We start from the raw sequence: 25545 nt of genomic DNA on the forward strand, positions 1-25545 counted from the left end.
ATTATTTCACTAAAATTATAGTTTATATAGATCAATTTAATTTTCTAAAAATCCTTGAAGATTATCTTGAGACTCCGCTAATAATTGTAAATCACCAATATCATTAATTAACATAAATTTAAGCATTTTACTACTATTTTTCTTATCTAAAAGCATTGCTTCAAGATACTCTTTTTTATCTATATCTTTAGGGAAATCTATAGATATATTAAAACTAGTAATAAACTCTTTAAATTCTTTAGATTTTTGATAACCTAACATACCCAAAAAACTTGAAAAATCAATAGCTTGAGCCATACCAATGCCAACTGCCTCACCATGTTTTAACCCACGATATTTCTGGCATTTTTCAATAGCATGACCAAAAGTATGACCAAAATTAAGAATAGCTCTAGCACCTGTTAACTCTTTTTCATCCTCTGCAACAACCTGAGCTTTTATACGACAACTTCTCTTTATCATTTCTATTAGAGTTTCTTGATCTTTTTCTAATATTTCTTGCCTATTAGATTTTAGCCAATTATAAAAATCCTTAGAGATAAAAGCATATTTTACTACCTCAGCCATACCTGCAATAAACTCCCTTGCAGGCAAAGTTTTATAAAACTCTACTGATGTATAAACAAGTTTGGGCTGATAAAAAGCTCCAATCATATTTTTTCCAAAAGTATGATTTATAGCTGTTTTACCCCCAACAGAAGAATCAACCTGAGAAAGTAAAGTAGTCGGTATTTGGATAAAATCAACTCCACGCTGATAAATTGCAGCTGCAAACCCCGTAATATCACCGATTACTCCACCACCAAGAGCAATAAGTACTGTAGAAGAGCGAGTAAACCTATTTTCTAATAAAGAAGTTAATATCTTATCCAAACTTTGCTGCGATTTATATTGTTCGCCATCTTCTAGAATACAAGTTCTCACATTTGTCTTTCTAGATACATGATCCAAAACATTTTTCAAATATAGCTTTTCTATAGTAGTATTTGTTACAACAAGAACTTGCTTATCGGTTATATGTTTATTTATGTATGAAAAATCTAGTGAAGAATCAATCGCTATTTCATACTTTTCACTAGATGTTGGAATTACTTGTAATTTATCTATCACAGGATTGTTTCTTCTACTAAAAATGTAGATATCTTATTAACGATATTTTTGACCGTTGCACCATTTGTTTCAACAACAACATCTGCAATACTTTTATACAGAGGCTCTCTCTCAGTCATTAACTCTTCTAAAACAGGCTTTTTATCATCAACTCTTAATAAAGGCCTTTTAGTATCTTTTGCTGTTCTTTCTAGTTGCTGCTCGATAGTCGCTTCTAAATAAACAACCTTACCTCGCGATGAGAGTAAAGATCTTGTATCTGAATCTAGTATAGCTCCACCACCTGTTGCTAAAACTATATTTTGCTTTTCTGTTAAAATCTCAGCAATAACATCTCTTTCACGATTTCTAAAACCATCTTCGCCTTCTAAATCGAAGATCCAATTAATATCCACACCACACTTTTTTTCAATAGTTTCATCAGAATCAACAAATTCTAGTTTTAATTCTTTAGCTAACTGCTTACCTATAGTAGATTTTCCAGCACCAACGGGACCTATTAAGAAAATATTTTTTGTTCTTATCATTTTTGACTCAAAATTATAAATTGATTATACACTGTGATAGTTAGTTACTAATCACCCCTTTTATATAAAAATTATAGCTATATAAGATACCTAAATATCTATATTTTTGCAACTATTATATACTATTATCTTTGTATTTTTGTTTCTATAATTTTTGGTGTTATAAATATTAAAAGTTCTGTATCTGTATCTGTTATTTTCGTATAACTAAACAGATACCCAAGATAAGGAATATCTCCTAAAATAGGAATTTTATTACGGGTCTCACTTTGTTTTTTCTCATATATGCCACCTATAACTACTGTTTGACCATTTTTTGTCATTATTTTGGTAGTTATTTCTCTTTTGTTAATTGCAGGAGGATTACCAGCTCCTGTAGCTGTTGTTGGGTTGACACTATTTTTTGTTACTAGTAGATCCATAACTATATTGCCATCTGGAGCAATTTGAGGAGTTACTTGAAGTTCTAAAACAGCCTCTTGGAAAGCAATAGATGCTGCACCTGATGCTGTTGATTGATTATAAGGAATATCTTTCACCTTGCTTAATAAAGGCTGTCTCATTATTTTATAATGTCCCCAGAAAAAGCTACTGATTTTAGAAAGATTTTTATTCCTAGATGTTAAAGTTAACTAGATAAATTAGGAAATAGATAAATGAGTAAAAAAAGAGTAACGTATACAGCTGATTTTAAAGCTAAAGTAATTATAGAATTGCTAGAAGGCGATATGACAGTTAATGAGATAGCAAGTAAGTATGATTTACTTCCTAAAAACGTGCATAATTGGAAGCAGCAATTTTTATCTAATGCTTGCTTAGCATTTGATAAAAGCTCTGTTGTTAAGGAGTATAAGCAGGAAATAGATGAGCTTAGAAAAGATAAAGATGCAACAAGTAAAGAACTAGGCGAGGTAATAGTAGAGAGGGATTTTTTAATGGGAAAGCTAAAAAGCTTGGTATCATCAAATGATAGAGTAAACTCTGTAGATACTAAGCTAGAATTATCTTTAAATAATCAGCTTAAACTATTATCTGTATCTAAGAGTGTGTACTATTATACACCAATATCAAAATTTAGTAGTAATGATGATATTAGACTATTAAATGCAATAGATTTGATACATACTAAACATCCATATTATGGTACGAGAAGGCTAGTAAAGTTGCTAAATAGATTAGGATTTCTAGTTGGAAGGAAGCTAATCAAAAGTGCTATGGAATTCATGGGTATTAAGGCATTGTATCCTAAAAAAAAGACAACTGTCATTAATAAGCAACACAAGAAATATCCATACTTACTTAATGTATTTAAAAATGAGACGAATCAGGTTGTTATAGATAAAGCTAATAAGGTATGGAGTGCTGATATCACGTATATTAGACTAGAATGTAGGTATGCATATTTAGTAGCCATAATAGATTGGCATAGCAAGAAAACACTAGCTTGGAAGATTTCTAATACTATGGATACACATCTAACAACTAGTGTGTTAAAAGAAGCGTTATTTAAATATGGTAAACCTGATATCTTTAACTCTGATCAAGGAACTCAATATACAGCAAAAGAGCATATTAAAATATTATCTGATAATAAAATAAATATATCTATGGATGCTAAAGGAAGATCTATAGATAATATTGCAATTGAGAGATTTTGGAGAACACTGAAATATGAAAATGTTTATCCGGCATCATATATAACTATGAAAGAGGCTAAAGTAGGTATCAAAGAATATATTGATATTTACAACAATGAAAGACTACATTCTAGTATTGGATATATGACTCCTGATGAAGTATATTCTGGTATTTTAGATGCTGCATAAAAGCAAGGAATAAAAATATTTTATAAAGTGGTATTGAATAACAGGGACAGTTTAAATAATCATAAAAATATGAGTTTTTTGATGTTTTAATTATCTGCTGATTAGGCAAAATATCTATAACCTCCTCCATATTGAACTTAATATTACTCTGTGATACTAGCTTTCTAATTGGCACCACAACATTATTAAGAGGTATAAAAGTAGTAGCTGCCTGATACAACATTGGTTGAAAAACATGATGGTTATTTTTATCAAAGAATTCTATCTGATATTTTTTCTTGCTTTGTTTAGCTATTTTACTAAGAAAGTTAATACCTACAAAACCAGCATCTATTACAATTATTTTCTTGATACGTATTCTGTTCTTATATATTGCTAGTATTACATTCTGGAAGTTTACAATAATTAAAAGAGAGTTCCAAATGTAGTTTATTGGTTTTGAAAAATGAAAAGGAACTAAAAAATGCCTAGCAAACAATAAAATATTTTAAGTTATATTTTCTATCTCCGCTGTAAACAGGTGAGGTATTACGAAAATATTCCATCACTCAAAGTTATAATCTAAACGTAGTAAGCTACGGGAAATCATAGAATTTAGATTGATTGAGTATTTTCTTTAAATAATTTGAAGCGTATATCAAAGAAAACTCACACTAATTAATAAAATTTATGTCTAGAAGTTAAATATATAGAACATATTAACTATATTTTATCTAATCTATATTTTATCTAATCTATATTTTATCTAATCTATATTTTATCTAATCTATATTTTATAATTTTATCAATTAACCCATGCTAGCTAGATATTTTGTTAATGACTCTTAGAAAAAAATACTCAAAATATATACCTCTTTTCATTTCTATAACTCTAACATTAAATGGTTTTATTACTATATTAGCAGTTGCTATACCAATCATTAATAGAATTTTTTCAATTAATCTAGATACAAACATTCCCTCAGATCTGTACGATATTGGCATGAAATACAATACTGGATTAGGAGTATTTTTACCTCTTATCCTTGGGTATTTCATGATAATAATTGCTCGAGGCATTTATCTTAGAAAAAGATCTTTTTGGTTTTTAGCTGTTATTTTCATTTGTTTATCGATAGTTGGTGATTATATCCAAGATAGAAATATTTCATATAATATTGCATTCTTTACACATATTATAGAAATCATTCTATTAATAACTTTTAGAAAAACTTTTGATAAAAAAAACTCAAAAAAACTTACTTTTTATCAGTTTGTTTTAGCAATCACATTTTTATTGGCCATTGGCTATAGTGTTATAGGACTTTATTATTTAAAAGATCAATTTGATGGTATAAAAACTATCTCAGATGCTATCTACTTTACCATAGTCACATTTAGTACTGTTGGATATAGAGATATACATCCACTAACAGAAGAAGCAAAACTTTTTACAGTATCTATTATGATTATGGGTATTGGACTATTTGCAACAATTATAACCGTATCAGCAGGTAGTATTATTGGTAAAATTACTGAAAAATTTAAACAAAAAGATGGAGTTCTTTTTATGAAAGGTCATATCATAATTTGTGGTTATACAGAAATTACTAAATGTTTAATAAAAGATTATTTAGAATCTGATATTGATAACCTTGTAGTTATTGAAAAAAATTATCTACAGAAGTTTGTGAATATAGATGTAGAACAAAAAAACACTTTATAGATGCTGAATCATATGATTATGATGCTCTCAAAAAAGCAAATATAGCTGCTGCAAAAAGTATTTTTATCCTTAATGAAAAAGACTCTGATAATATTTTGACTTTATTAGCTATAAAAGAAGTTTTGAAAGAACTTCATAAAGAAGCTCAACCTAAAATATCTATTAAGTTAGATAAAAATGAAAGTATTAGCATAGCTAACAACATAGGTGTAGATCAAATAGTATCACCTACTAAAAAAATTACCGAAATGCTTATAAAATATAAATAATTTAATCAAATTATACTTAATATACGCTTATACTATGTTATTATTTTGTTTATAAATTCTAGATGCAAACTTGGTGTGGAGTTAAACCATGGAATACAATTATGACATTATTATTATAGGTAGTGGCCCTGGTGGAGAAGGTGCCGCTATGAAAGCAACAAGGAATGGCCAAAAAGTAGCCATTATTGAAGATGATGCCATTGGTGGTGGCTGTAATAACTGGGGTACAATTCCAAGTAAAGCTTTAAGACAACTTTCACGTGAAATTTGGCATAATGACAAACATTATGATTTTCCTGAAATGCTTGATACATCCTTTGAAATTGTTTTAAAACAAAGAGAAATTAAAAAAAATCGTTATGCTGAAAATGAAATTGATGTATTTTATGGTTTTGCTAGTTTTCTTGATAAACATAAAATAAAAATTTCACGCAAAAATGGTTCTACAGAAATTATTACTGCTAAGAAATTTATCTTATCTACAGGATCTCGTCCATACCACCCTAACGATATAGACTTCACACATCCTAGAATTCTAAATAGCGATAAACTCTTAGAGCTAAAAGACAAGCAAATTAAGTCTATTACAATTTATGGTGCTGGTGTAATCGGTTGCGAATATGCATCTATATTAGGAACACTTAATATTCAAGTGAATCTTATAAATACTAGAGATAAGCTAATGTCTTTTCTAGATAATGAAATTATCGAAACTCTTACTAACCACTTTACAGTTAATCAAAAAATACATCTAATTCATAATGAGACATATAAAAGTATTAAAGCTAGGGGAGATAAGGTAATTATCACTCTTAACTCTGGTAGGATTATAGAATCTGACTATGTTTTATTTGCTTTAGGTCGAGCTGGTAATACAGAAGGATTAAATCTAGATAAAATTGGTGTTGAATATAATCCTCAAAGAGGACTTGTTCAAATAAATGACAATTACCAAACTACACAAGAAAATATCTACGCGGTTGGTGACGTAATTGGTTTTCCATCTTTAGCATCATCTGCTTTTAACCAAGGTAGATTTGCTGCAACGCATATCATAGATGGCTCATGTAATGATAAGCTAGTTGAAGATATTCCAACTGGAATTTATACTCGTCCTGAAATTAGTTGTATTGGGAAAACAGAGGAGCAATTAACTAAGGAAAATATCCCTTATGAAGTTGGCCGCGCATACTTTAAAGATTTAGCTCGTGCTCAAATATCAAATAGCGTAACAGGTATGCTAAAAATACTATTTCATAAAGAAACTTTTGAAATTCTTGGAATCCATACTTTTGGCCATAGAGTATCTGAAATTATCCATATTGGACAAGCTATTAAATCTATGCCAGGTAAACACAATTCAATAAAATATTTTTTAAATACAACTTTTAACTACCCTACTATGGCTGAGGCCTATCGTATTGCAGCTATTGATGGTGTAAATAAGCTAAGACCTAAGAATGGTGTAGTAAATAAAAAAGATAGTAAATAAAATTTATGCATTATGATATTTATATAGTATTTCTTTTTATTTTTCTATTTGGAGCTGCTATTGGTAGTTTTTTGAATGTAGTAATTTATAGAGTTCCAAATAAACTTTTTTCTGAAGAGAAAGCTATTGCTCGGGAAATATTAAATTTACCAGAAGAGCCTTGTGAAAACTTTAGTTTATTAACTCCATCAAAATGTCCAAAATGTCCAAAATGTCCAAAATGGAATAATAAACTAAAATATCGCCATAATATTCCTATTTTAGGTTGGCTCATTTTAAGGGGAAAATGCTATTTCTGTCATGAAAAAATATCCTTTGAATACCCTTTAGTTGAATTTATTACGGCAATTACTTTTGTTGGTATATTTTATTACTTTGGATTTAACATACAAAGTTTAGCTCTTATTCTTTTAAGTGTTTTTTTTATCCCATTATTTTTTATAGATGCCAAACATAAGATACTACCTGGTTCTTTTACGTTAACACTTTTATGGATAGGAATAATATTTAATTATTACGGTGTCTTTACAACTTTAGAACTATCCATCTGGGGTGCTATAATAGGATATCTTTCACTATGGAGTGTCTTCTGGATATATCAATTTTTTACTGGTAAAGAAGGCTTTGGTTACGGTGATTTTAAACTCTTAGCAGCAATAGGAGCTTGGTTTGGTTATCCGATACTTTTATATACTATATTTGCTAGTTGTCTATTTGGAATAATCATTGCAATCATTGTGAATCTAGTGGCACGCAGGACGAATATAATACCCTTTGGACCAGCTATAATTTTAGCTACATTTTTCTACCTACTAACTAAAGATAATATTTATGTATGGTATAATCACATTATGCTAATCAATATTCAGTAAGAACTCTTAGATGCAAAAGAAAGATTTCTCTATTTTAACTTTAGTTATCGTTATTATAGTACTCATATTATATATATTTAGTACTACTAGTCTAAACAAATCATTATCTGGAAATAAACAAGGCTTATATATTGTTGAGCAAGCATTTCCACAATATAAGGTTATCAAATCATTCGATACTGGTCTTCATCTTGAGGCATATATTCTTCAGGATAAAAAAAATCCAAGTAAACGCACCGTTACATTTACAAGTGAGGATGGTAGTGTAATTGTAAATGGTCAACTTTTAGTTTGGGATAGAAGAGAAAATAAACTAACAAATCTGAACCAAATTTATACAAATTACTTTACATCAAGTCCTAAGGCAAATGAACTATACTTAAATATAAAAAAATATGCTTCATATATTCAACAAGGTAGTAATAATGCCCCTCATAAGTTTTATGCTGTAATTGATCCAAGCTGTAGCTATTGTAATCGCCTTTTTGAAGCTACTCAACCTGCTATAAAATCTGGTCAATTAGCTGTTCGTTGGATTCCTCTTGGTGCATTGCATAATAGTCCAGCGATAGTTAAAAGCTTATTTAACTCTAAAGACCCTTTACAAGCTCTAATTAGATATCATAAAACAAAAACTTATGATAAAGATAAGACTAGTGCTAATGAAAAAGCAAAAGATAACATGAAATTATCTAAATATATTCAAGGATTTCCTACTATTTTATACAAAACTCCTCAAGATGCCTTAAAGATTTCTGGAGGAAATAAATTACCATTGACAGATGCAGAAATTGCAAAAAATGATAATATCAAAAAAATTAATGAATTTTTGCTTCTAACATCAAACCAATTTTAGGTTTATCTTATATGAATAAAATAATTTTTAGTTTACTCACCCTTTTAATCGTAAATTTAGCTTTTGCAACGTCTAATAGAAATATTAATATATCAAATAATATACATAAAATAGAAAGCCATTATGGTGGTAAGGTTGGTGTTTACACTATAAATCGTAATAATGGGCAAAACTTCTCTCATAATGAAACTTTTTATTTTCCTATATGTAGTATTTATAAATTTCTTGTAGTTGGTGCTATTCTTAAAGAAAGTATGGCTGATAGTAATTTATTAGATGAAAAAATTAGAATTTCAGGAAATCAAATAGTTGGGTATTCTCCTATCACTAAAAAACACATTGGCAAAGAAATAACAGTTAGACAACTTTGTAAAGCTTCTATTTTAAGTGATAACACAGCAACAAACCTTCTCATAGATAAACTAGGAGGCTTAAAGAAACTAAGCACTTTCATTTTATCTTTAAAAGATCACGCTACGAAAATCACAGCTTTAGAGCCTAAAATTAACGATATTAGTCTAAATAATAATTTAAATAAAACTACTCCCAAAATAATAGTTAGAGATTTAAATAAGATTGCTTTTAGTAAAAATATTCTTGATAAAAAACATCGAACTCTATTTAAAAAATGGTTAGAAGAAAATAATACTGGAAGTAATCGTATAGCTGCAGAACTTCCAAAAGATTGGAAAATTGGTGATAAAACTGGAACTTGTGATTATGGTTCAACAAATGATGTAGCTATTATTTGGCCTAATAATGATAAAGCAATCATTATGGCTATTTTCTATACCCAGCCAAATAAAAATGCAAAACCTAATAATAAGGTCATACGAGAAGTAGCTAAAATACTTTTTGATAACTTTAATAGTAAAAAAAATGCCTAAGATAAAAATGATAGTTGGCCTAGGAAATATAGGCAAAGAATATGAAAATACTCGTCATAATGTTGGTGAATGGCTTATCACAGAAATAGCCAAAGAACAAAATGAAAGTTTTAGTTCAAATTCAAAACTTAATTCAAATATTGCTAAAGTTAGTTTAGCTCATAGTAATGTTTTATTAGTGTTTCCAACAACATATATGAATAACAGTGGTCTTGCAGTTAGTAAAGTAGCTAATTTCTATAAAATCAAACCTGAAGAAATACTTGTTATCCATGACGAATTAGATATAGACTGTGGACAGATTCGCCTTAAAAAAGATGGTGGGCATGGCGGGCATAATGGCCTTAGAAGCATTCATCAACATTTAGGTACTAATAATTATTTGCGTCTAAGAATAGGTATTGGTCACCCTGGGCATAAATCAAAAGTTTCAAACTATGTCTTATCAAATCCTTCTGTCCAACAGAAAAATTTGATAGATGAATCTATTAATAATGCTATATATGTTTTAGATGATATAATGAACTACAAACTTGAGCCTGCCATGCAAAGGCTTCATACAAAATAAGCATTACATTATGGAATGGTTCAATAATAATCTACTATATTGTAATTAATATACTGTAAGGACAAATTTCTACTTGTTCCTACATTCTTTTTTTGAGATAAAAACATAAAGGACTAAACTAATGGGATTTAAATGTGGTATTGTTGGATTACCAAATGTAGGAAAATCAACTCTTTTTAATGCTTTAACAGAAGCAGGTATTGATGCTGAAAACTACCCTTTTTGTACAATTGATCCAAATGTTGGTATTGTTTCAGTACCTGACCAAAGACTTAATGAACTTGCTAAGATCGTTAACCCAGAGAAAATATTACCAACAACAATGGAGTTTGTAGATATTGCTGGTCTTGTTGCAGGAGCAAGCAAGGGTGAAGGACTTGGTAATAAATTTTTAGCTAATATTCGTGAAACTGATGCTATAGCTCATGTAGTAAGATGTTTTGAAGATGATAATATCATTCATGTAAGTGGTCAAGTTGATCCTATTGATGATATTAATACTATCAATATGGAATTAATATTAGCAGATATTGAATCTTGTGATAAAGCAATTCAAAGATTTGCAAAAATGAAAAAATCAGGAAATAAAGAAGCTCTAACTAAAGCTGAGTTCTACACAAAGTTAAAAGAGCATTTAGAGTTAGAGCATCCTGCTAGAACATTTGAGCTAACTGAAGATGAGACTAAATGGTTAAAACAAACTCCTCTACTAACTAGTAAGCCTGTACTATATATTGCCAACGTTAATGATAATGGCTTTGAAAACAATCCTTTTCTAGATAAAGTTACAGAGTATGCTAAATCTGAAAATTCAAATGTTGTGCCAGTTTGTGCAGCTATGGAACAAGAAATTTCCCAGTTAGAACCTGATGAAAAACTAGAGTTCTTGGCAGATATGGGGCTTACAGAAACTGGACTTGATAGAGTTATTAAAGCTGGTTACACTCTTTTAAATCTTCATACTTACCTAACTGCTGGTGTTAAAGAAGTTAGGGCTTGGACTATACCTATTGGTGCCACTGCTCCACAAGCAGCCGGTGTCATTCACACAGATTTTGAAAAAGGCTTTATTCGTGCTGAGGTTATCTCATATGATGATTATATCCAATTTAAAGGTGAAAAAGGTGCAAAAGAAGCAGGAAAAGCCCGTTTAGAAGGCAAAGACTACATAATGAAAGATGGCGATGTTGTAAATTTTAGATTTAATGTATAGTTACCTAACTATAAAATGCTAAAGAAAATAATCAATATTTACACTTTTGTCTTATCATCAATTATTCTAATTACTGGATGTAACATTTCATTTACTCTACCAAACTATCAATATACTACCCCAATAAATTAAACAATATTTTCAATTATGATCATACCCTCCTATTTGGGACACTTAGGTATTAAGAAAAGGAGACAAGATGAGATATACAAAAGAGTTTAAAGATGAAGCTGTTAAATTATGTTTACAACCAGATGCAAATAGACGAGAAATAGCAGATAACTTAGGGGTTAAATATAAAACCATTTGCAGTTGGATATCCAAAGCCATGTCAAACCCTCAGAAAGAAATAAAGATAGATTATAAAACGCAGTACCAGCAACTATCTTTTGAAAATACTGATTTGAAGAAAAAACTCAAACAGGCAGAAACAGAGCGTGAAATACTAAAAAAGTCAGCAGCGTACTTTGCAAAGCAAAATCTGTAAGGTACGCCTTTATTAAGGAGCATTATAAAGTTATGCCAGTAACAACACTATGTAAATCTTTGAATGTGAGCACATCTTCATATTACAGATGGATTCATAAACCTATAGGTAAAAGGCAATATAATGATGCTGAACTAGATGATGCTATTTTAATGAACATAAATCTAGATATGGAAGTGTTAGGATATACAAAGAGCTTAAAGATATGGGTTGGAAAGTTACTCAACCTAGAGTATCTAAACGTATGAAATTACTTGGTTTACATGCTAAAGCGGCTCGTAAGCATAAGAAAACTACAGATTCTAACCACAACAAACATGTTTATGATAATTTATTAGAACAAAACTTCACTGCTTTATCTGTAAATCATAGGTGGGTTACAGATATAACTTATGTACCTACACAAGAGGGGTGGCTGTATCTTTGTGTGATTATAGATTTATTCTCAAGATCAGTTATTGGTTGGGCAATGGATTCTAGGATGAAAGCGGATTTAGTTTGTAATTCTTTAAATATGGCATTATTTAGAAGAAATTTTCCTAGTGGTGTGATTATACACTCTGATAAAGGGTCACAGTACTGTAGCAAACAATATCAAGACATTATTAAAGAACACTGGCTACTATCAAGTATGAGCTCTAAAGGATGCTGTTACGATAATGCTGCTTGTGAAAGTTTCTTTGGAACTTTAAAAGTAGAGTTAGTACATGATGAAAGATATAAAACTAGAGAAGAAGCTAAACTATCAATATTTGAATATATTGAAGCTTACTATAATACAAAAAGGAGACATTCTACAATAAATTATATGACTCCATATCAATTTGAATATATAATGGAAAATGAAGTAGTAAACTGTCCCAAATTGACGGGGTAGATCACTATTACTAAGTAATTTTAAATTAGGTAATTGTTCTTATATTGAAAATATCAATAATTATTATCTAAAGAGTATAATACTTACTTTAAATATTCACCACTTAAAAAATAAATATGATCACATTGATGACGAAAATATTAGCCATGATAATATCAAAAAAACTACCGATTATAGCCCAGGAGTAATAAACACTGATGTATCTGACAATACAGAAATTAGTTTAGGTCCAGGTTTTACAGGATTTAAAACTTCTTTTTAAAATACTTTTTCTAAAGAATATTTAATTTTATTGAAATAATTTTATTATCTATAATATTTGTTATTTCAAGAAGAGTATTTCCATATTTAATACAACATGGCCCAGATGGTAAATTTTCAATTTCTTCAATAATAAGACCTGATAATGTTTTAGCATCTTCGCTCTCAAATTCAATGCCAATGTGGCGGTTTATCTCTCTAAGAGTTGCACTACCTCCTATTAAATAGCTAGTTTCATCAATTTTACGAATATTATTATTTACATCAAACCTATCCGAGAATTCTCCAACAATCTCCTCCATAATATCTTCAATAGTTACTACCCCTGTTACATCACCATATTCATCAACAACTACAGCAAAACGTTTACTCTTTTTTTGAAAATTCATTAGTTGAGTTTGTAAAGAAACAGTCTCCGGAATAAAATAAGGTTGTTGGGCAATTTTACGTAGATTAGATTTTGTTATATTTGTTTTTTTTGAAGCTATTAATAAATTAGTTATATCCTTTAGTTTAATAGTTCCTATTATATTATTTACACCGCTTTCACAAAGAATTATATTTAATGATTTAATCTTTGAGACTCTTACTAAAATCTTATCTATTGAGTTATTTAAATCAATATATTCTATTTTATTAAAATGAGTCATTACTTCTTGAACTAGTATTTTATCTAATTCTAAAACACCTAAAAGCATATTCTTATTCTTAGCTCCTAGTTTAGCATTTGACTCATGTACGACTGTATGAATTTCTTCTTTATCCAAAGACTCATTATTTACAGGCTCTATTTTAACTCCAAAAATTTTTAACGTCAGTTTTGAAATTGTACTCAAAAAAATAACAACAGGATATAAAGCCAACATAATCAGTCTAAGTGGCAAAGAAAAAGGAAATGCTAATCTTTGTGGATATACAGCAGCAAATGATTTTGGAATTATTTCACCAAATACTAATACTAATATTGTTACAATAATTGTTGAAATTAATAAACCAAAATCTCCAAAATGATCTTCTGAATAAGATGAGATAACAGTTCCAGCAAAAATATTAGCAAAAGTATTACCAATAAGAATAGCAACCAACAGCTTCTCAGGATTTCGAACCAAGGATAAGCTTCTCTTTGCACCTTTATGGTTTTTTTTTGCTAAATGTTTTAATTTATATTTATTCAAAGCCATCATCGCAGTTTCAGAACTTGAAAAGAAAGCTGATATACAAACTAAAATAAATAAGATAATAACTACAGAATAAGTACTCATATTTTTAATTATGAACTAATAAGTAAAACTTATTCTAACACAAGATTTCTTTCAAAAAAGAAGATTAAAGATAAATAATTATAAAATTTACACCCTCATAAAGTCAGCATGAACTAACTTGACTTTGTACGGATGTCTCTGTAAAGCTTTGATTATTACTTTTTCTTCTTGTCCATTAATTTCTAAAATTATCTCGCTTGAGAAAAATGCTTTATCTTCTGTAGAGTGTAATACCTTATCATGATCCATAACTACAGATATAGCTTCTTTGTCACCACCATATATAACAGCTGGGATTTTACCAGCTCTTCTTAGACGGCGGCTCGCACCAGTACCTAAATCATCTCTTCTTTCTGCTTTTAAAATGAAATTTGCCATTGTTAGATTCCTTTTGTTTATTTATATTTCTTTAGTAAATAAGCTTGTTAACCTATGCGACCCTAGATTAACCGTGCTATTGTATTAGATTACAGTTACTAATTCAAGTAATTAATCAACTAGACCGTCAGTTCTAAATATATCACTTACAGATTCCTCTCCATTTGTTTTCTCTACGATTTGAGCCAATAATGGTGCTAATGATATAACTTTAACTCTACTACAAGCTTCTGCATGAGGTTTAAGAGGAATAGAGTCAGTAACAATAAGTTCCTCAATAGCAGAATCTTGTATATTTTTAATAACATCTCCTGAAAGTAAAGGGTGAACACAAAAAGCCGAAACTTTTGCAGCACCACCCTTTTCAACTAAAGCTTTAGCTGCTTGACACATAGTTCCACCAGTATCCATAATATCATCAACAAGGATACAATGCTTACCTTCAACTTCACCAATAATATTCATAACTTCAGCAACGTTTGGCTTAGGTCTTCTTTTATCAACTACAGCTATTTCAACACCTAAGTTTTTAGCAACAGATCTAGCTCTAACAACTCCTCCCATATCAGGAGATACTATTTTAATATTTTCATATTTAGCCGGATTATTACGTACATATTCTAAGAAAATCTTTGTAGCGAAAGCATTGTCAAATGGAATATCAAAGAAACCTTGAATTTGTTCCGCGTGAATATCTACGGATAAAATTCTATCTAAACCAACAGCTTGGAGCAAATTAGCAACAACTTTAGCAGATATTGGAACTCTAGCAGATTTTGATCTTCTATCTTGTCTTGCATAACCAAAATATGGTAGTACAGCAGTAACTCTTTCAGCAGAAGACCTTTTAAGTGCATCAATTAGAAGTATTAATTCCATTAAGTTATCTGATGGTGGACAAGTTGACTGAATAACAAAAACATCTTTACCACGAACATTTTCATTTAATACAACATGAATTTCACCATCTTTAAATCTATCAACAGTAGCATTACCTAATGTTGCACCTAACTCTTTAGCCACTTCACAAGCAAGCTTTTTAGAAGCATTACCACTAAAAATCATCAAATCTTCAGACATTTTATCAAAACCTTCAAAATTACACATATACACCTACTAATTTTAATGTTTTTTTTTACTATTGAAAGGTGCAATTGTTAAATTTGAAATATATTTTCCTGAACTTTACATTATGAACCTTTAAATACTATCGCTCAAACACCTCTTTTGAATTAAAAACAATACTTTGCTATACTGCAGGCCTGTTACTCAAAATAAATATTTAGTCTTATGGTATCTATAATTTATGAAATTTAAAATTTTTGATAAAGTATTTCAACCTGGTGAAATGGCTACTCTAGCTATGCCACTTCCTAGTCAATATTCTTGCGCTCCAATGTATCTTCCAATAAAAATTCTTAACGGTGTCAAAGAAGGACCTTGTATCTTAGTTTTTGGTATGGTTAATGGTGATGAATTTAATAGTATAGAAATCATTAACTCACTATTAGAAAGAACAAACCCTAAAAAAATGCATGGAACTATTGTTGCTATTCCTGTATTGAACATATTTGGGCTAGTACATTCTATGAAGCATTCAATCCCTCTAGATCAAGCATTCCCAGGTGATGAATATGGCTCTTATATGCATCGTTATGCTTATAGAGTAACCCAAGAAATTATTAAAAAAGTAAACTACTCTATTCAAATTAAAGCAGGTGGATCAAATAATGAAATTTTACCTCAAGTGTATTTTAATAGTGAAGATGAAGATTCAATAATTATGGCAAGAGCATTCCAAGCTCCTGTAATAACAGCTGTAAATATGAATAAATCAAGTGTTCGTAAAATCCATCAAGACTTACATATTCCTTTTATTTGCTATGAAGCTGGTGAAGCAAATAAATTTAATGAAGAAGATATTAATGTTGGTATAGCAGGTATTCAAAATGTAATGCGAAAATTAAAACTATTAGAGGATGAGAAGTTTATTCAACAAGTTAAACCAGTTGTTTCTGAAGATACCGAATGGACAGTTTCTGATAAATCTGGAATATTAAGAACTGAAATAGAGCTTGGCACAAGAGTCAAAGAAGGTCAAAAAATAGGTAAGCTTATTGACCCTTTTGGTAATGATGACAGTATTCATCTAAAATCTCCTATAGACGGAATAGTTCTTGGTATCAATAACTATCCTATGATTAAAGAAGGTGATCAGGTTTTTAAAGTATCATCTTTTCAAGATGATGAAAAAGCAGAAGCTAAAATAGAAAATTGGGAAGAGATAACAAAAGAAAATTTTAGTGATGAATAATAAATTATCTTTTTTAGCATTATCCATATGGCTCACTTGTGCTGTATTTTTTATGTATGAGTTTTTACTTAGAACTATCTTAGGCACATTTGAGCATCAAATTATTACAGACTTAGATCTTAGTATACTTACATTTAGTATTTTAAGTTCTACAGCCTATCAACTTACATATGGAATAATGCAAATACCAGTAGGAATAATAACGGATAAACTCGGGCTTAAGAAAGCTCTTACTTTAGCAATACTAGTCTGTGCACTAGGTGTTGGTCTATTTGGATTATGTAATAGTTTTACTACTGCTCTTATATATAGAGTAATGATAGGTTTTGGTGCTTCTTTTGGATTCTTATGTTTACTTATCGCAGTTTATGATTGGTTACCACATAAACACATAGGCCTATTTATAGGTCTTTCTCAATTTATTGGAATTATGGGACCAATGTTAGCTGCTGGCCCTTTAGAATCATTATCTCAAGCAAGCGGAATAAACTGGCGTTATGTCTTTATCGTGTTGGCAATTATAGGTGTAATACTAGCTATATTGACAGTATTTATTGTTAAAAATAATGATCCAGCAATTAGTGCAAGTAAAAATAGATTTATTTTCTTAGACAGCCCTAAATCTATCGTAACTGAAACAAAAAATATCTTTTCTAACAAGCAAGTTTGGTTAATAGCAGTGTTTTCTGCTACTACCTACTTAGCTATAGAGTATTTATCTGAAAATGCTACTACAAGTTTTTTAAAACTTAATGGTTTTGATTTTAAATTCGCATCTTATTTGATTACTTTAGCTTGGCTTGGTTATGGGATTGGTTGTCCTGGACTTGGGGCAATATCAGATAGAATTAGAAGAAGAAAGCCTATAATGATTTTTGCAATTTGTCTAACCTTTGTATCATTAGTGACAATAATATTCTTCCCGATTAACAAATTTATATTGTATTTAGCATTTATTTGTTTAGGTATTGGTGCTAGTGGGCAAAGCATTGGCTTTGCGATTATAGCTGAACAATCAAACTCTAACTATAGAGCTGCTGCTCTTGGAGTTAATAACTTTTTAATTATGTTTTCTGTAGGTATCGGTTCACCGATTATTAGTGAAGTTTTTGACCTATTTTCTGACCAAGGTAAAAGTATAACCATACAGAGCTATCAATCAAGCTTAAGCTTATTACTTATTTTTACAGCTTTAGGTATTTTAATTAGTATATTTTGTATAAAAGAAACATTCTGCCGCTCAATAAAAGAAGTTATTTTCTTAAAAAAATAGCCTTAGGCCTCATCAAGATTATCCAAATTAACTTGTCTTGTTTTAAACTTGTCTTGTTTTAAACTTGTCTTGTTTTAAACTTGTCTTGTTTTAAACTTGTCTAAGACAAGGATGAAAATTATAATAGTACTAAATAGCAATGGTACTATTAAATAAACAAAAGCTTTATCAAAGACTTTTATATTTATATTTGCTTGTAGTGCTCCTCCATTTAGATATACGCTAATATAACTTATAAGGTACTGAAACACTGCTCCACATAAACCTATAACCATATTAACTATAGCTAAAGCCGTTGCTTTTATTTGTGTAGGAAATATTTCCTCAACAACAGAAAATGCTAACAGCATACTAGATACACAAAAACCTATTATAAAAAACATTATATATAGAGACCCGTCAGATATAAGTCTTGGGAAAATTACTATTGAGGAAAATGCTAATATGGTAATTATATTACAAATAAACATCCATACTCTTTTCTCACCAAATAAACCTGCTATAAACCCATGAGATGGGCCACCTACGGCTATTCCTACAAACAACATCATACTAACATGAGCTGCTGTATGCTCTGATAATCGGTATGCTTGTTCTAAAAATAGCACATCATATAGTTCTGAAAATGAGTTAACTACTATACCGACCATTAAACCTGCATATATTGCTAATAACCAAAGTTTCTTATTTAGTAAAAGCTTTAAACTACTAGAGAAATTTAAATATTTAGATTTATTCTTGATAGAATCATTAGGATTACTTGAATATTTTAAAAAAACCACAATAATAATGCTCCATAAAATACCAAAATATCCTATTGCTACTAGAGCTAATTGCCATTTATAAACCTCAACTAAATATACTAATAAAACTTGACCAAATATCCCTCCAAGAACACCTATTGTATTTGTAAGCCCTACAGCTATAGGAAAGAATTTCTCTGGCAATACATCTGAAGCTACTTTTAATGTGCCAATAAAAGCTACTGCTGATCCTATAGCTATAAAAACTCTACCAATAAACATTGTGTATAAACTAGGGTTGTATACAAATAAAAGAATTCCCAAGCTCATTATCAAACATGATACTGATAACATTAGCCTTGAACCATACCTATCTAAAAGAATTCCTGCGGGAACTTGAGATATAGCATAAATAGGAAAATATATACTCATTATATAAGCGATATTTTCAATACCTACTCCCATATCTGAAGCTATAGGTTTTATTAAAACGCTCGGTGCAGTATGTTGAAAATAATCTAGTCCATAAAAAACTACTGCAATAGACCAGATACTCCAACCTACCACTAAACTATATTTTGTAACTTTCATTCTTTTATATATTTTATAAATTTATCTACCTATATAAGAGAATATAAGAAATTACTATTATTTAAAACTAAATACTTAAAAGATTAATTCCTAGATCTTTTAAATTCTTAAAAAGTTGCTGTTTAAGGTCACTATTTGATAACTTATCATTTTTAAAATTTTCATAAAAATTAGGTATAGACATTGAAAAACATAACTCACCATTAAATATCAATGCTGACTTCCTAGCTATTTCTAAAACATTCTTACCTCCCATACCACCAGGAGATGTTGCCAATAAAACAAGCTCTTTACTCTGAAAAATATCTCTTGATATACGAGAACACCAATCGAGCAATTTTTTATAAAAAACACTATAGTTACCATTATGCTCAGCATGAGAAATTAATATTAAATCAAATTCTGCTAATTTATTGAGAAAGTCTTGAGCTTGAGGCGGTATACCTACATCTGTTTCATAATCTATAGAATATATAGGCATTTTATAATCTATAATATTTAGTAATTCTTTATCATTATCAATATTTGATAAAATAAATTCTACTAACTTATTATTTATTGAGTTTTTACTATTAGATGCTGCAAAACCAAGAACTTTCATCATTATTCCCAAAATTAATTTAACCAATAAAAAATACTAGCTAAGCATGTATAGCTAATCCTAAAGTTAATTGTGCGAAATATTATACTTATATACTAAAAAAGATACATCCTAATTATATTAAAAGAACTTCTAAAATAAAATTTATCCTCTCTTCTTTTTATAAAATTTCTCGTATAAAAATTTATACTACTAATCCATAGTGGGCAAAATAATAAAGATAATGATATTAGAGTAATGCTATATTGATATATATTTATATCTAATATGCCAGAGACATATCCCATAGAAATTAGTACAAAACTAAACTCTCCAATTTGAGATAGCATTGCACCTCCTATTAGCGCCTCATCTAACCTCTGTTTTAAAGCCTTAAAAATTAATGTATTTATTGTTGTATTAAGTGTAAAAATCAATAATAAAAATAGCAAAAACATTAAGATATGATCCCAAAATAACTTAAGATCTATCAACATTCCTATAGAGATGAAGAACAACGCCATAAAAATAGTTTTAACTGTTGATAAACTGTGACTTACCCACTCAGTCTCCTCTACAGTTGCCACTATCATCCCACCAACAAACGCACCTAAAGCAGAGGATAACTCAAGTAACTCTGTTAAAGTAGCCATACCAGAGCAGATCACTAAAGCTGCAAAAACCCTCATTTCTTCATCTTTACCCAAAATGGAAATAAAAGGAATTTTGATCTACCCCGTCAATTTAGGACAGTTTACTACTTCATTTTCCATTATATATTCAAATTGATATGGAGTCATATAATTTATTGTAGAATGTCTCCTTTTTGTATTATAGTAAGCTTCAATATATTCAAATATTGATAGTTTAGCTTCTTCTCTAGTTTTATAGCTTTCATCATGTACTAACTCTACTTTTAAAGTTCCAAAGAAACTTTCACAAGCAGCATTATCGTAACAGCATCCTTTAGAGCTCATACTTGATAGTAGCCAGTGTTATTTAATAATGTCTTGATATTGTTTGCTACAGTACTGTGACCCTTTATCAGAGTGTATAATCACACCACTAGGAAAATTTCTTCTAAATAATGCCATATTTAAAGAATTACAAACTAAATCCGCTTTCATCCTAGAATCCATTGCCCAACCAATAACTGATCTTGAGAATAAATCTATAATCACACAAAGATACAGCCACCCCTCTTGTGTAGGTACATAAGTTATATCTGTAACCCACCTATGATTTACAGATAAAGCAGTGAAGTTTTGTTCTAATAAATTATCATAAACATGTTTGTTGTGGTTAGAATCTGTAGTTTTCTTATGCTTACGAGCCGCTTTAGCATGTAAACCAAGTAATTTCATACGTTTAGATACTCTAGGTTGAGTAACTTTCCAACCCATATCTTTAAGCTCTTTGTATATCCTAACACTTCCATATCTAGATTTATGTTCATTAAAATAGCATCATCTAGTTCAGCATCATTATATTGCCTTTTACCTATAGGTTTATGAATCCAACTGTAATATGAAGATGTGCTCACATTCAAAGGTTTACATAGTGTTGTTACTGGCATAACTTTATAATGCTCCTTAATAAAGGCGTACCTTACAGATTTTGCTTTGCAAAGTACGCTGCTGCCTTTTTTAGTATTTCACGCTCTGTTTCTGCCTGTTTGAGTTTTTTCTTCAAATCAGTATTTTCAAAAGATAGTTGCTGGTACTGCGTTTTATAATCTATCTTTATTTCTTTCTGAGGGTTTGACATGGCTTTGGATATCCAACTGCAAATGGTTTTATATTTAACCCCTAAGTTATCTGCTATTTCTCGTCTATTTGCATCTGGTTGTAAACATAATTTAACAGCTTCATCTTTAAACTCTTTTGTATATCTCATCTTGTATCTGTATAAGCTTTGCTTTTACTTCTTCTTTATGTTCGTTAACCACAGGCTTGTAATATAAACCAGCTCTAGAAACTTCTAATAAGCAACTTTGTTTTACAACAGATAATTTATGCTTAGGATCAATCATCGCTTTTCTATCAGATAATCCCAAGCTTACGAGCTTTCCCTCAAGAAATTCCTTCTCAATTGTTAGTTGTCCAACCTTCTTAGAATACTGATCTATCTTGGTTTGAAGCTTTGCATTGTCTTTTTTATATTGTGATACTGATTTGGATGGATCCATTGCCAACTCAGCATTTTCTAAAAAGGCTGTTTTTCAATTATTTATGTTTTTGGGCGTAATATTATATTTTACTGATAACTGTGTGATTGTTTGATCTTTCCCCAATACTTCCAAGACAACTTTAGTCTTAAATTCAACGGTATATATTTTTCTCTTATTACTCATTTACATTTATCCTAAATTGCTCATTTATAGTTTAGCTACTTTAGGAACTAAATTCTCAAAATTGTTGTTAAAATTTCATGGGGTATTATAAAACTTCTTTACGTGATGATATTTGTATAATCTTAATGGGATTCTTTTTGCATTCTAGTTATTATATATAGCTACGCTATTCATATGGAATCCAAGCACTCTTCTTCTTAACTGGGTAGCTTTTATAATAAAATAAAATATTCAGCATTTTATATTAGAAACAAATATTTTAAAAAAAGAGTTTTAGCCATTATTATTTTCTTCATATCTTATATTTTAATGACTATACTAAATTAATTACTAGAAATATTTAAATACATATGTCTATAGAAAAAAAATTAAGAAAAAAACTCGCTGTGTGTCACCATGTAATTCATAACTATGGTTGGGATGATCTACTAGCTACTCATATATCTGCAAGATTACCTGATGGTGATATTCTTATAACTCCTCATGATATTTCCTTTGATAAAGTTACTAAAAAAAATATAGTTACTGTCACTCCTAATGGAGAAATTATCTCAGATAATGGTTACAAGGTAATGCCTCAAGCAGCTAATATCCACTTGGAAACATATAAAGCTAGACAAGATATAAACGCTATCATTCATACACATAGTAAATATGGAGTTATATTATCATCATTAGAATGTGGCATGCAATTTACTAATCAACAATCATTAAGATTCTATGATGATATATCATATCATCACTACGATGGATTAGCTTTAGATAATGAAGGTAAAGCAATTGCAAATAGTCTTGGCGCAAAAAATACAATGATGATACTTGATAATCATGGGATAATAACAACTGCTGAATCAATTGAAAAAGCTATATATAAGCATTACTATTTCGAGCAATCCATAGAATTAGAAGTAAAAACATTATCTAGTGGTCAAAAGATCAAACCAATTCCCCAAGAGACCTGCCAAAAGACATCCAAGCAATTTAAACATATAAATACTTGCCACATAGAATTTGAAGTATTTAAAAGAATAACTAAAAGATATAGATGATTTATTTTACAATTACTTTATTTGTTTTCTTAGAAAGAGCTTTTTCATTTATTTCTATACCAAGACCTGGAGTATTTGGAGCTTCAAAATATCCATCAATTGGTTGTAGATCTTGAACACAAAGCTCTCTATTAAAATCCTTAAGAGCATAAGTATGATGTTCATGAATTATAAAATTTGGAATTGCTGTCTCTAAATGTAAGCTCACCGCTGTAGCTATAGGCCCACCACAGACATGGGCTTGAACTTTAACATCGTACATATCTACATAATCACAGATTTTCTTAGCTTCTGTAAAGCCACCACATAGCCCAATATCTGGCTGTAAGATATCTATAGTTTGCTTCTCTATATACTCTCTAACACCATGCCTTAAATATAGCCTTTCGCCTGCAGCTATTGGTACACGCAGCTTATCTTTTAGAGGTTCATGCAACTTACTATTTAGATAATTAACAGGCTCTTCAAAGTACAAACAATTAAAATCTTCTGCTATTTCACCTAATTGTAATGCTGAAATTAAACTAGGTAAGCTATGACACTCAAAGATGATATCTCCATTCTCACCAAGTACATCTCGAATAGCCTGCATTCTTTCACGGATCAAATTTAAATGATCTCTGCGAAATGGTAACGTACAATCATAAAGAGTTTCACCTTTATGATCAAACATCATAGGGTCAACTTTAATCGCATCATATCCTTCTGCAACAACTTTCTCTGTAGCTTTAGCATAGTCTTCTGGTTTAAATAATGTCTTACGCTCACATTCATCCCAATCAAACTGAAGTTGGCTAGCATAAGTTCTAAGCTTCTTATTGGTTTTACCACCAAGTAGTTTATATACAGGTACTCCAAGAGCTTTTCCCTTAATATCCCATAAGGCAATATCAATAGCACTCATCGCTGCGTATATAACAGGGCCTCCTCCAAGTCCCCAGAAACTCTCACGTAACATTCTATCCCATAATTTTTCACTCTCAAATGGATCTATACCAATCACCATCTCTTGGGCAAATTCTCTAATCATATTTGCTGCTGCTGAATGCCCTAAATCATAAGCAAGCCCAGCTTCTCCAACCCCTGTAATACCTTCATCTGTAATTACTTTTATAAATACTGGTGACCAAGCAGGTCTTTTGTCACAATAAATATCAAATATTTCTACTGCTACTATTTTCATAATTCAACCTTTATTATTAAAATAAACTTCTTGTGCTACATTTTTAAAAACATTTTCAGATATCTTATCATCATTGATGTATTTATATAAAAAATTATGCCAAAAACTATAATCATTTTGATGCGAAACTGGGAAATTTGACCCATAGCATAATTGAGTATCCTTTATATTTTCAAAAACAAAATCTAATGCTTTATTAATATGTAAAAAATAATTGTTTAAATCAAACCCTGATAGTTTAAGTTTCCAATTGTTGTTTTTTGTACATTCTTTTATTAGATTATACCATTTATCTAGACTCTCATTATCTGAGAATATTGGTAAGCCAAAATGCTCTATGGACATTGTAACTTGAGAACTATCTACACTATCTAGAATAGCTAAAAATTGCTCTGGATACATTTGAGCTTCAAACACCAAATTGTTTTGTTTCAATACTCTTAATTTATCCCCCAAGTCACCTGGAATATTTTTACAAAAGGGACTATAACTAGATTTAGATGTTTTGGACATAATCTGGCGAACACCTACAATATTTTTATATTTCTTTAAAGTTATAATCTTTTTTTCAAAGCTAGGTAAATCTAAAGTAAAATCAGCAAAAGCAATTACTTTAATATTTCTATCTATAAATTCTGATTTAAGCCATTTATACTCACATAAAGGATCAGATATTTCATTATGTGCTTCGATATGTACAAAAGCATCCGCATTTAAATCTTCTGGTATTACTAGATTTGGTAGATTTGTATCTTTAACCCAGTTATTATAACCATTTTTAAGATCCCAAAAATGTATATGTGAATCAATTATATTCATATGAACATTTACTTGCCTAACTATTTTAAATACTTACTTAGATTATAAAC

The 25545-nt window shown here is 29.8% G+C and carries 30 protein-coding genes and 3 pseudogenes; 15 read left to right on the forward strand and 18 right to left on the reverse strand.

All coding sequences use genetic code 11. The features are described from left to right. Positions 1-36: 36 nt before the first annotated feature. From aroB to CDV26_RS06795, 3 genes and pseudogenes are all read right to left on the reverse strand, one after another. Positions 37-1110 carry a 3-dehydroquinate synthase gene (aroB, locus tag CDV26_RS06785; protein ID WP_088772635.1) on the reverse strand — a complete coding sequence of 358 codons (1074 nt, stop codon included), beginning with the start codon at positions 1108-1110 and terminating at the stop codon, positions 37-39. Further along, entirely contained in the window at positions 1107-1637 is a 531-nt protein-coding gene (gene aroK / locus CDV26_RS06790; RefSeq protein WP_088772636.1) for a shikimate kinase AroK, read from the reverse strand. The genes aroB and aroK overlap by 4 nt, the downstream gene beginning before the upstream one ends. 125 nt (positions 1638-1762) lie before the next feature. Beyond that, positions 1763-2204 (reverse strand): annotated as a pseudogene (locus CDV26_RS06795) (type IV pilus secretin PilQ family protein); the annotation flags it as partial. An 89-nt stretch (positions 2205-2293) separates the two neighbouring features. Between CDV26_RS06795 and CDV26_RS06800 the strand changes: the two are divergent. Further along, a complete protein-coding gene (locus CDV26_RS06800) occupies positions 2294-3463 on the forward strand; it encodes an IS3 family transposase (protein WP_088772637.1) in 1170 nt (389 codons plus the stop codon). Positions 3464-3515: 52 nt separating this feature from the next. On the opposite strand, the pseudogene CDV26_RS06805 reads toward CDV26_RS06800, so the two are convergent. Further along, positions 3516-3815: pseudogene (locus CDV26_RS06805) on the reverse strand (NAD(P)/FAD-dependent oxidoreductase); the annotation flags it as partial. A gap of 465 nt (positions 3816-4280) precedes the next feature. Here CDV26_RS06805 and CDV26_RS06810 point away from each other — a divergent pair. The 11 genes from CDV26_RS06810 (at position 4281) to CDV26_RS06860 (ending at position 12689) form a co-directional block, all read left to right on the forward strand. After that, positions 4281-5168, forward strand: a complete 888-nt coding sequence (locus CDV26_RS06810; protein ID WP_088772638.1) for an ion channel — start codon at positions 4281-4283, stop codon at positions 5166-5168. A 41-nt stretch (positions 5169-5209) separates the two neighbouring features. Continuing rightward, the gene (locus tag CDV26_RS13160) at positions 5210-5437 is read left to right on the forward strand and encodes a hypothetical protein (RefSeq protein ID WP_245806564.1); all 228 of its coding nucleotides are present in this window, start codon (positions 5210-5212) and stop codon (positions 5435-5437) included. Between the two features lie 88 nt (positions 5438-5525). Continuing rightward, the gene (gene sthA / locus CDV26_RS06820; RefSeq protein WP_088772640.1) at positions 5526-6929 is read left to right on the forward strand and encodes a Si-specific NAD(P)(+) transhydrogenase; all 1404 of its coding nucleotides are present in this window, start codon (positions 5526-5528) and stop codon (positions 6927-6929) included. A gap of 5 nt (positions 6930-6934) precedes the next feature. After that, positions 6935-7801: a prepilin peptidase gene (locus CDV26_RS06825; RefSeq protein ID WP_088772641.1), complete on the forward strand. Its 867-nt coding sequence runs from the start codon at positions 6935-6937 to the stop codon at positions 7799-7801. Positions 7802-7811: 10 nt separating this feature from the next. Beyond that, positions 7812-8657: a DsbC family protein gene (locus CDV26_RS06830; protein WP_088772642.1), complete on the forward strand. Its 846-nt coding sequence runs from the start codon at positions 7812-7814 to the stop codon at positions 8655-8657. An 11-nt stretch (positions 8658-8668) separates the two neighbouring features. Beyond that, the gene (bla, locus tag CDV26_RS06835; RefSeq protein ID WP_088772643.1) at positions 8669-9544 is read left to right on the forward strand and encodes a class A beta-lactamase; all 876 of its coding nucleotides are present in this window, start codon (positions 8669-8671) and stop codon (positions 9542-9544) included. Continuing rightward, positions 9537-10112: an aminoacyl-tRNA hydrolase gene (gene pth / locus CDV26_RS06840; RefSeq protein WP_088773469.1), complete on the forward strand. Its 576-nt coding sequence runs from the start codon at positions 9537-9539 to the stop codon at positions 10110-10112. Before bla ends, pth begins: the two co-directional genes overlap by 8 nt. Before the next feature lie 121 nt (positions 10113-10233). Beyond that, complete coding sequence (gene ychF / locus CDV26_RS06845) at positions 10234-11325, forward strand: redox-regulated ATPase YchF (protein ID WP_088772644.1); 1092 nt, start codon at positions 10234-10236, stop codon at positions 11323-11325. A gap of 199 nt (positions 11326-11524) precedes the next feature. Further along, the gene (locus CDV26_RS06850) at positions 11525-11812 is read left to right on the forward strand and encodes a transposase (protein WP_088771550.1); all 288 of its coding nucleotides are present in this window, start codon (positions 11525-11527) and stop codon (positions 11810-11812) included. Positions 11813-11844: 32 nt separating this feature from the next. Beyond that, complete coding sequence (locus CDV26_RS06855) at positions 11845-12060, forward strand: hypothetical protein (RefSeq protein WP_088771820.1); 216 nt, start codon at positions 11845-11847, stop codon at positions 12058-12060. Further along, complete coding sequence (locus tag CDV26_RS06860; protein ID WP_088773470.1) at positions 12018-12689, forward strand: IS3 family transposase; 672 nt, start codon at positions 12018-12020, stop codon at positions 12687-12689. Before CDV26_RS06855 ends, CDV26_RS06860 begins: the two co-directional genes overlap by 43 nt. A 272-nt stretch (positions 12690-12961) precedes the next feature. Here CDV26_RS06860 and CDV26_RS06865 read toward each other — a convergent pair whose 3' ends face one another. From CDV26_RS06865 to CDV26_RS06875, 3 genes are all read right to left on the reverse strand, one after another. Then, entirely contained in the window at positions 12962-14212 is a 1251-nt protein-coding gene (locus CDV26_RS06865) for an HlyC/CorC family transporter (RefSeq protein WP_088772645.1), read from the reverse strand. An 87-nt stretch (positions 14213-14299) separates the two neighbouring features. Then, positions 14300-14590 (reverse strand): 50S ribosomal protein L25, encoded by a 291-nt coding sequence (gene rplY, locus CDV26_RS06870; protein ID WP_088772646.1) that lies wholly within the window; start codon positions 14588-14590, stop codon positions 14300-14302. Between the two features lie 111 nt (positions 14591-14701). Further along, positions 14702-15670: a ribose-phosphate pyrophosphokinase gene (locus CDV26_RS06875; RefSeq protein ID WP_088773471.1), complete on the reverse strand. Its 969-nt coding sequence runs from the start codon at positions 15668-15670 to the stop codon at positions 14702-14704. A 226-nt stretch (positions 15671-15896) separates the two neighbouring features. Here CDV26_RS06875 and CDV26_RS06880 point away from each other — a divergent pair, with 226 nt between their 5' ends. Next, a complete protein-coding gene (locus CDV26_RS06880; RefSeq protein ID WP_088772647.1) occupies positions 15897-16904 on the forward strand; it encodes a succinylglutamate desuccinylase/aspartoacylase family protein in 1008 nt (335 codons plus the stop codon). Next, positions 16897-18177, forward strand: a complete 1281-nt coding sequence (locus CDV26_RS06885; RefSeq protein WP_088772648.1) for an MFS transporter — start codon at positions 16897-16899, stop codon at positions 18175-18177. The genes CDV26_RS06880 and CDV26_RS06885 overlap by 8 nt, the downstream gene beginning before the upstream one ends. A 74-nt stretch (positions 18178-18251) precedes the next feature. Here CDV26_RS06885 and CDV26_RS06890 read toward each other — a convergent pair whose 3' ends face one another. The 9 genes and pseudogenes from CDV26_RS06890 to CDV26_RS13590 form a co-directional block, all read right to left on the reverse strand. After that, entirely contained in the window at positions 18252-19511 is a 1260-nt protein-coding gene (locus CDV26_RS06890; protein ID WP_088772649.1) for an MFS transporter, read from the reverse strand. Between the two features lie 67 nt (positions 19512-19578). Then, the gene (locus CDV26_RS06895) at positions 19579-20112 is read right to left on the reverse strand and encodes an NADPH-dependent FMN reductase (RefSeq protein ID WP_088772650.1); all 534 of its coding nucleotides are present in this window, start codon (positions 20110-20112) and stop codon (positions 19579-19581) included. Positions 20113-20207: 95 nt separating this feature from the next. Next, a pseudogene (locus CDV26_RS06900) lies at positions 20208-20822 on the reverse strand (cation:proton antiporter domain-containing protein); the annotation flags it as partial. After that, complete coding sequence (locus CDV26_RS06905; RefSeq protein WP_088771625.1) at positions 20823-21068, reverse strand: IS3 family transposase; 246 nt, start codon at positions 21066-21068, stop codon at positions 20823-20825. It lies immediately after the preceding pseudogene. A gap of 18 nt (positions 21069-21086) precedes the next feature. Continuing rightward, a complete protein-coding gene (locus tag CDV26_RS06910; RefSeq protein WP_088772651.1) occupies positions 21087-21494 on the reverse strand; it encodes an IS3 family transposase in 408 nt (135 codons plus the stop codon). Further along, on the reverse strand, positions 21452-21667 hold the full coding sequence (locus tag CDV26_RS12145) for a hypothetical protein (protein ID WP_088772111.1): 216 nt from the start codon (positions 21665-21667) through the stop codon (positions 21452-21454). The genes CDV26_RS06910 and CDV26_RS12145 overlap by 43 nt, the downstream gene beginning before the upstream one ends. Positions 21668-21699: 32 nt before the next feature. Then, positions 21700-21987 (reverse strand): transposase, encoded by a 288-nt coding sequence (locus tag CDV26_RS06915; RefSeq protein WP_088771627.1) that lies wholly within the window; start codon positions 21985-21987, stop codon positions 21700-21702. Beyond that, a complete protein-coding gene (locus tag CDV26_RS06920) occupies positions 21965-22279 on the reverse strand; it encodes a hypothetical protein (RefSeq protein ID WP_088772652.1) in 315 nt (104 codons plus the stop codon). The genes CDV26_RS06915 and CDV26_RS06920 overlap by 23 nt, the downstream gene beginning before the upstream one ends. A 33-nt stretch (positions 22280-22312) precedes the next feature. Beyond that, positions 22313-22444 (reverse strand): transposase, encoded by a 132-nt coding sequence (locus CDV26_RS13590; RefSeq protein WP_169709695.1) that lies wholly within the window; start codon positions 22442-22444, stop codon positions 22313-22315. A 350-nt stretch (positions 22445-22794) separates the two neighbouring features. Here CDV26_RS13590 and CDV26_RS06925 point away from each other — a divergent pair, with 350 nt between their 5' ends. After that, the gene (locus CDV26_RS06925; RefSeq protein ID WP_088772653.1) at positions 22795-23493 is read left to right on the forward strand and encodes a class II aldolase/adducin family protein; all 699 of its coding nucleotides are present in this window, start codon (positions 22795-22797) and stop codon (positions 23491-23493) included. A gap of 1 nt (position 23494) precedes the next feature. Here CDV26_RS06925 and CDV26_RS06930 read toward each other — a convergent pair whose 3' ends face one another. Next, positions 23495-24676: a mandelate racemase/muconate lactonizing enzyme family protein gene (locus CDV26_RS06930; RefSeq protein WP_088772654.1), complete on the reverse strand. Its 1182-nt coding sequence runs from the start codon at positions 24674-24676 to the stop codon at positions 23495-23497. A 3-nt stretch (positions 24677-24679) separates the two neighbouring features. Further along, a complete protein-coding gene (locus tag CDV26_RS06935) occupies positions 24680-25495 on the reverse strand; it encodes an amidohydrolase family protein (protein WP_088772655.1) in 816 nt (271 codons plus the stop codon). Between the last annotated feature and the right edge of the window lie 50 nt (positions 25496-25545).

Source organism: Francisella halioticida, assembly GCF_002211785.1.
GTDB classification, from domain to species: domain Bacteria; phylum Pseudomonadota; class Gammaproteobacteria; order Francisellales; family Francisellaceae; genus Francisella; species Francisella halioticida.

Excerpts from the sequence above, each read along its gene's own strand:
- CDV26_RS06800 (WP_088772637.1), top strand. The coding sequence starts at position 2,294 with ATGAGTAAAAAAAGAGTAACGTATACAGCTGATTTTAAAGCTAAAGTA.
- CDV26_RS06925 (WP_088772653.1), top strand. The coding sequence starts at position 22,795 with ATGTCTATAGAAAAAAAATTAAGAAAAAAACTCGCTGTGTGTCACCAT.
- CDV26_RS06880 (WP_088772647.1), top strand. The coding sequence starts at position 15,897 with ATGAAATTTAAAATTTTTGATAAAGTATTTCAACCTGGTGAAATGGCT.
- aroK (WP_088772636.1), bottom strand. The coding sequence starts at position 1,637 with ATGATAAGAACAAAAAATATTTTCTTAATAGGTCCCGTTGGTGCTGGA.
- CDV26_RS13590 (WP_169709695.1), bottom strand. The coding sequence starts at position 22,444 with ATGAGTAATAAGAGAAAAATATATACCGTTGAATTTAAGACTAAAGTT.
- CDV26_RS06850 (WP_088771550.1), top strand. The coding sequence starts at position 11,525 with ATGAGATATACAAAAGAGTTTAAAGATGAAGCTGTTAAATTATGTTTA.
- CDV26_RS06810 (WP_088772638.1), top strand. The coding sequence starts at position 4,281 with ATGACTCTTAGAAAAAAATACTCAAAATATATACCTCTTTTCATTTCT.
- CDV26_RS06935 (WP_088772655.1), bottom strand. The coding sequence starts at position 25,495 with ATGAATATAATTGATTCACATATACATTTTTGGGATCTTAAAAATGGT.
- CDV26_RS06905 (WP_088771625.1), bottom strand. The coding sequence starts at position 21,068 with ATGAGCTCTAAAGGATGCTGTTACGATAATGCTGCTTGTGAAAGTTTC.
- sthA (WP_088772640.1), top strand. The coding sequence starts at position 5,526 with ATGGAATACAATTATGACATTATTATTATAGGTAGTGGCCCTGGTGGA.
- CDV26_RS06895 (WP_088772650.1), bottom strand. The coding sequence starts at position 20,112 with ATGAAAGTTCTTGGTTTTGCAGCATCTAATAGTAAAAACTCAATAAAT.
- pth (WP_088773469.1), top strand. The coding sequence starts at position 9,537 with ATGCCTAAGATAAAAATGATAGTTGGCCTAGGAAATATAGGCAAAGAA.
- CDV26_RS06875 (WP_088773471.1), bottom strand. The coding sequence starts at position 15,670 with ATGTCTGAAGATTTGATGATTTTTAGTGGTAATGCTTCTAAAAAGCTT.
- CDV26_RS06860 (WP_088773470.1), top strand. The coding sequence starts at position 12,018 with ATGGGTTGGAAAGTTACTCAACCTAGAGTATCTAAACGTATGAAATTA.
- rplY (WP_088772646.1), bottom strand. The coding sequence starts at position 14,590 with ATGGCAAATTTCATTTTAAAAGCAGAAAGAAGAGATGATTTAGGTACT.
- CDV26_RS06885 (WP_088772648.1), top strand. The coding sequence starts at position 16,897 with ATGAATAATAAATTATCTTTTTTAGCATTATCCATATGGCTCACTTGT.
- CDV26_RS06915 (WP_088771627.1), bottom strand. The coding sequence starts at position 21,987 with ATGAGATATACAAAAGAGTTTAAAGATGAAGCTGTTAAATTATGTTTA.
- CDV26_RS06830 (WP_088772642.1), top strand. The coding sequence starts at position 7,812 with ATGCAAAAGAAAGATTTCTCTATTTTAACTTTAGTTATCGTTATTATA.
- CDV26_RS06920 (WP_088772652.1), bottom strand. The coding sequence starts at position 22,279 with ATGGATCCATCCAAATCAGTATCACAATATAAAAAAGACAATGCAAAG.
- CDV26_RS06910 (WP_088772651.1), bottom strand. The coding sequence starts at position 21,494 with ATGGGTTGGAAAGTTACTCAACCTAGAGTATCTAAACGTATGAAATTA.
- CDV26_RS12145 (WP_088772111.1), bottom strand. The coding sequence starts at position 21,667 with ATGCCAGTAACAACACTATGTAAACCTTTGAATGTGAGCACATCTTCA.
- CDV26_RS06855 (WP_088771820.1), top strand. The coding sequence starts at position 11,845 with ATGCCAGTAACAACACTATGTAAATCTTTGAATGTGAGCACATCTTCA.
- CDV26_RS06865 (WP_088772645.1), bottom strand. The coding sequence starts at position 14,212 with ATGAGTACTTATTCTGTAGTTATTATCTTATTTATTTTAGTTTGTATA.
- CDV26_RS06825 (WP_088772641.1), top strand. The coding sequence starts at position 6,935 with ATGCATTATGATATTTATATAGTATTTCTTTTTATTTTTCTATTTGGA.
- ychF (WP_088772644.1), top strand. The coding sequence starts at position 10,234 with ATGGGATTTAAATGTGGTATTGTTGGATTACCAAATGTAGGAAAATCA.
- CDV26_RS06930 (WP_088772654.1), bottom strand. The coding sequence starts at position 24,676 with ATGAAAATAGTAGCAGTAGAAATATTTGATATTTATTGTGACAAAAGA.
- CDV26_RS06890 (WP_088772649.1), bottom strand. The coding sequence starts at position 19,511 with ATGAAAGTTACAAAATATAGTTTAGTGGTAGGTTGGAGTATCTGGTCT.
- bla (WP_088772643.1), top strand. The coding sequence starts at position 8,669 with ATGAATAAAATAATTTTTAGTTTACTCACCCTTTTAATCGTAAATTTA.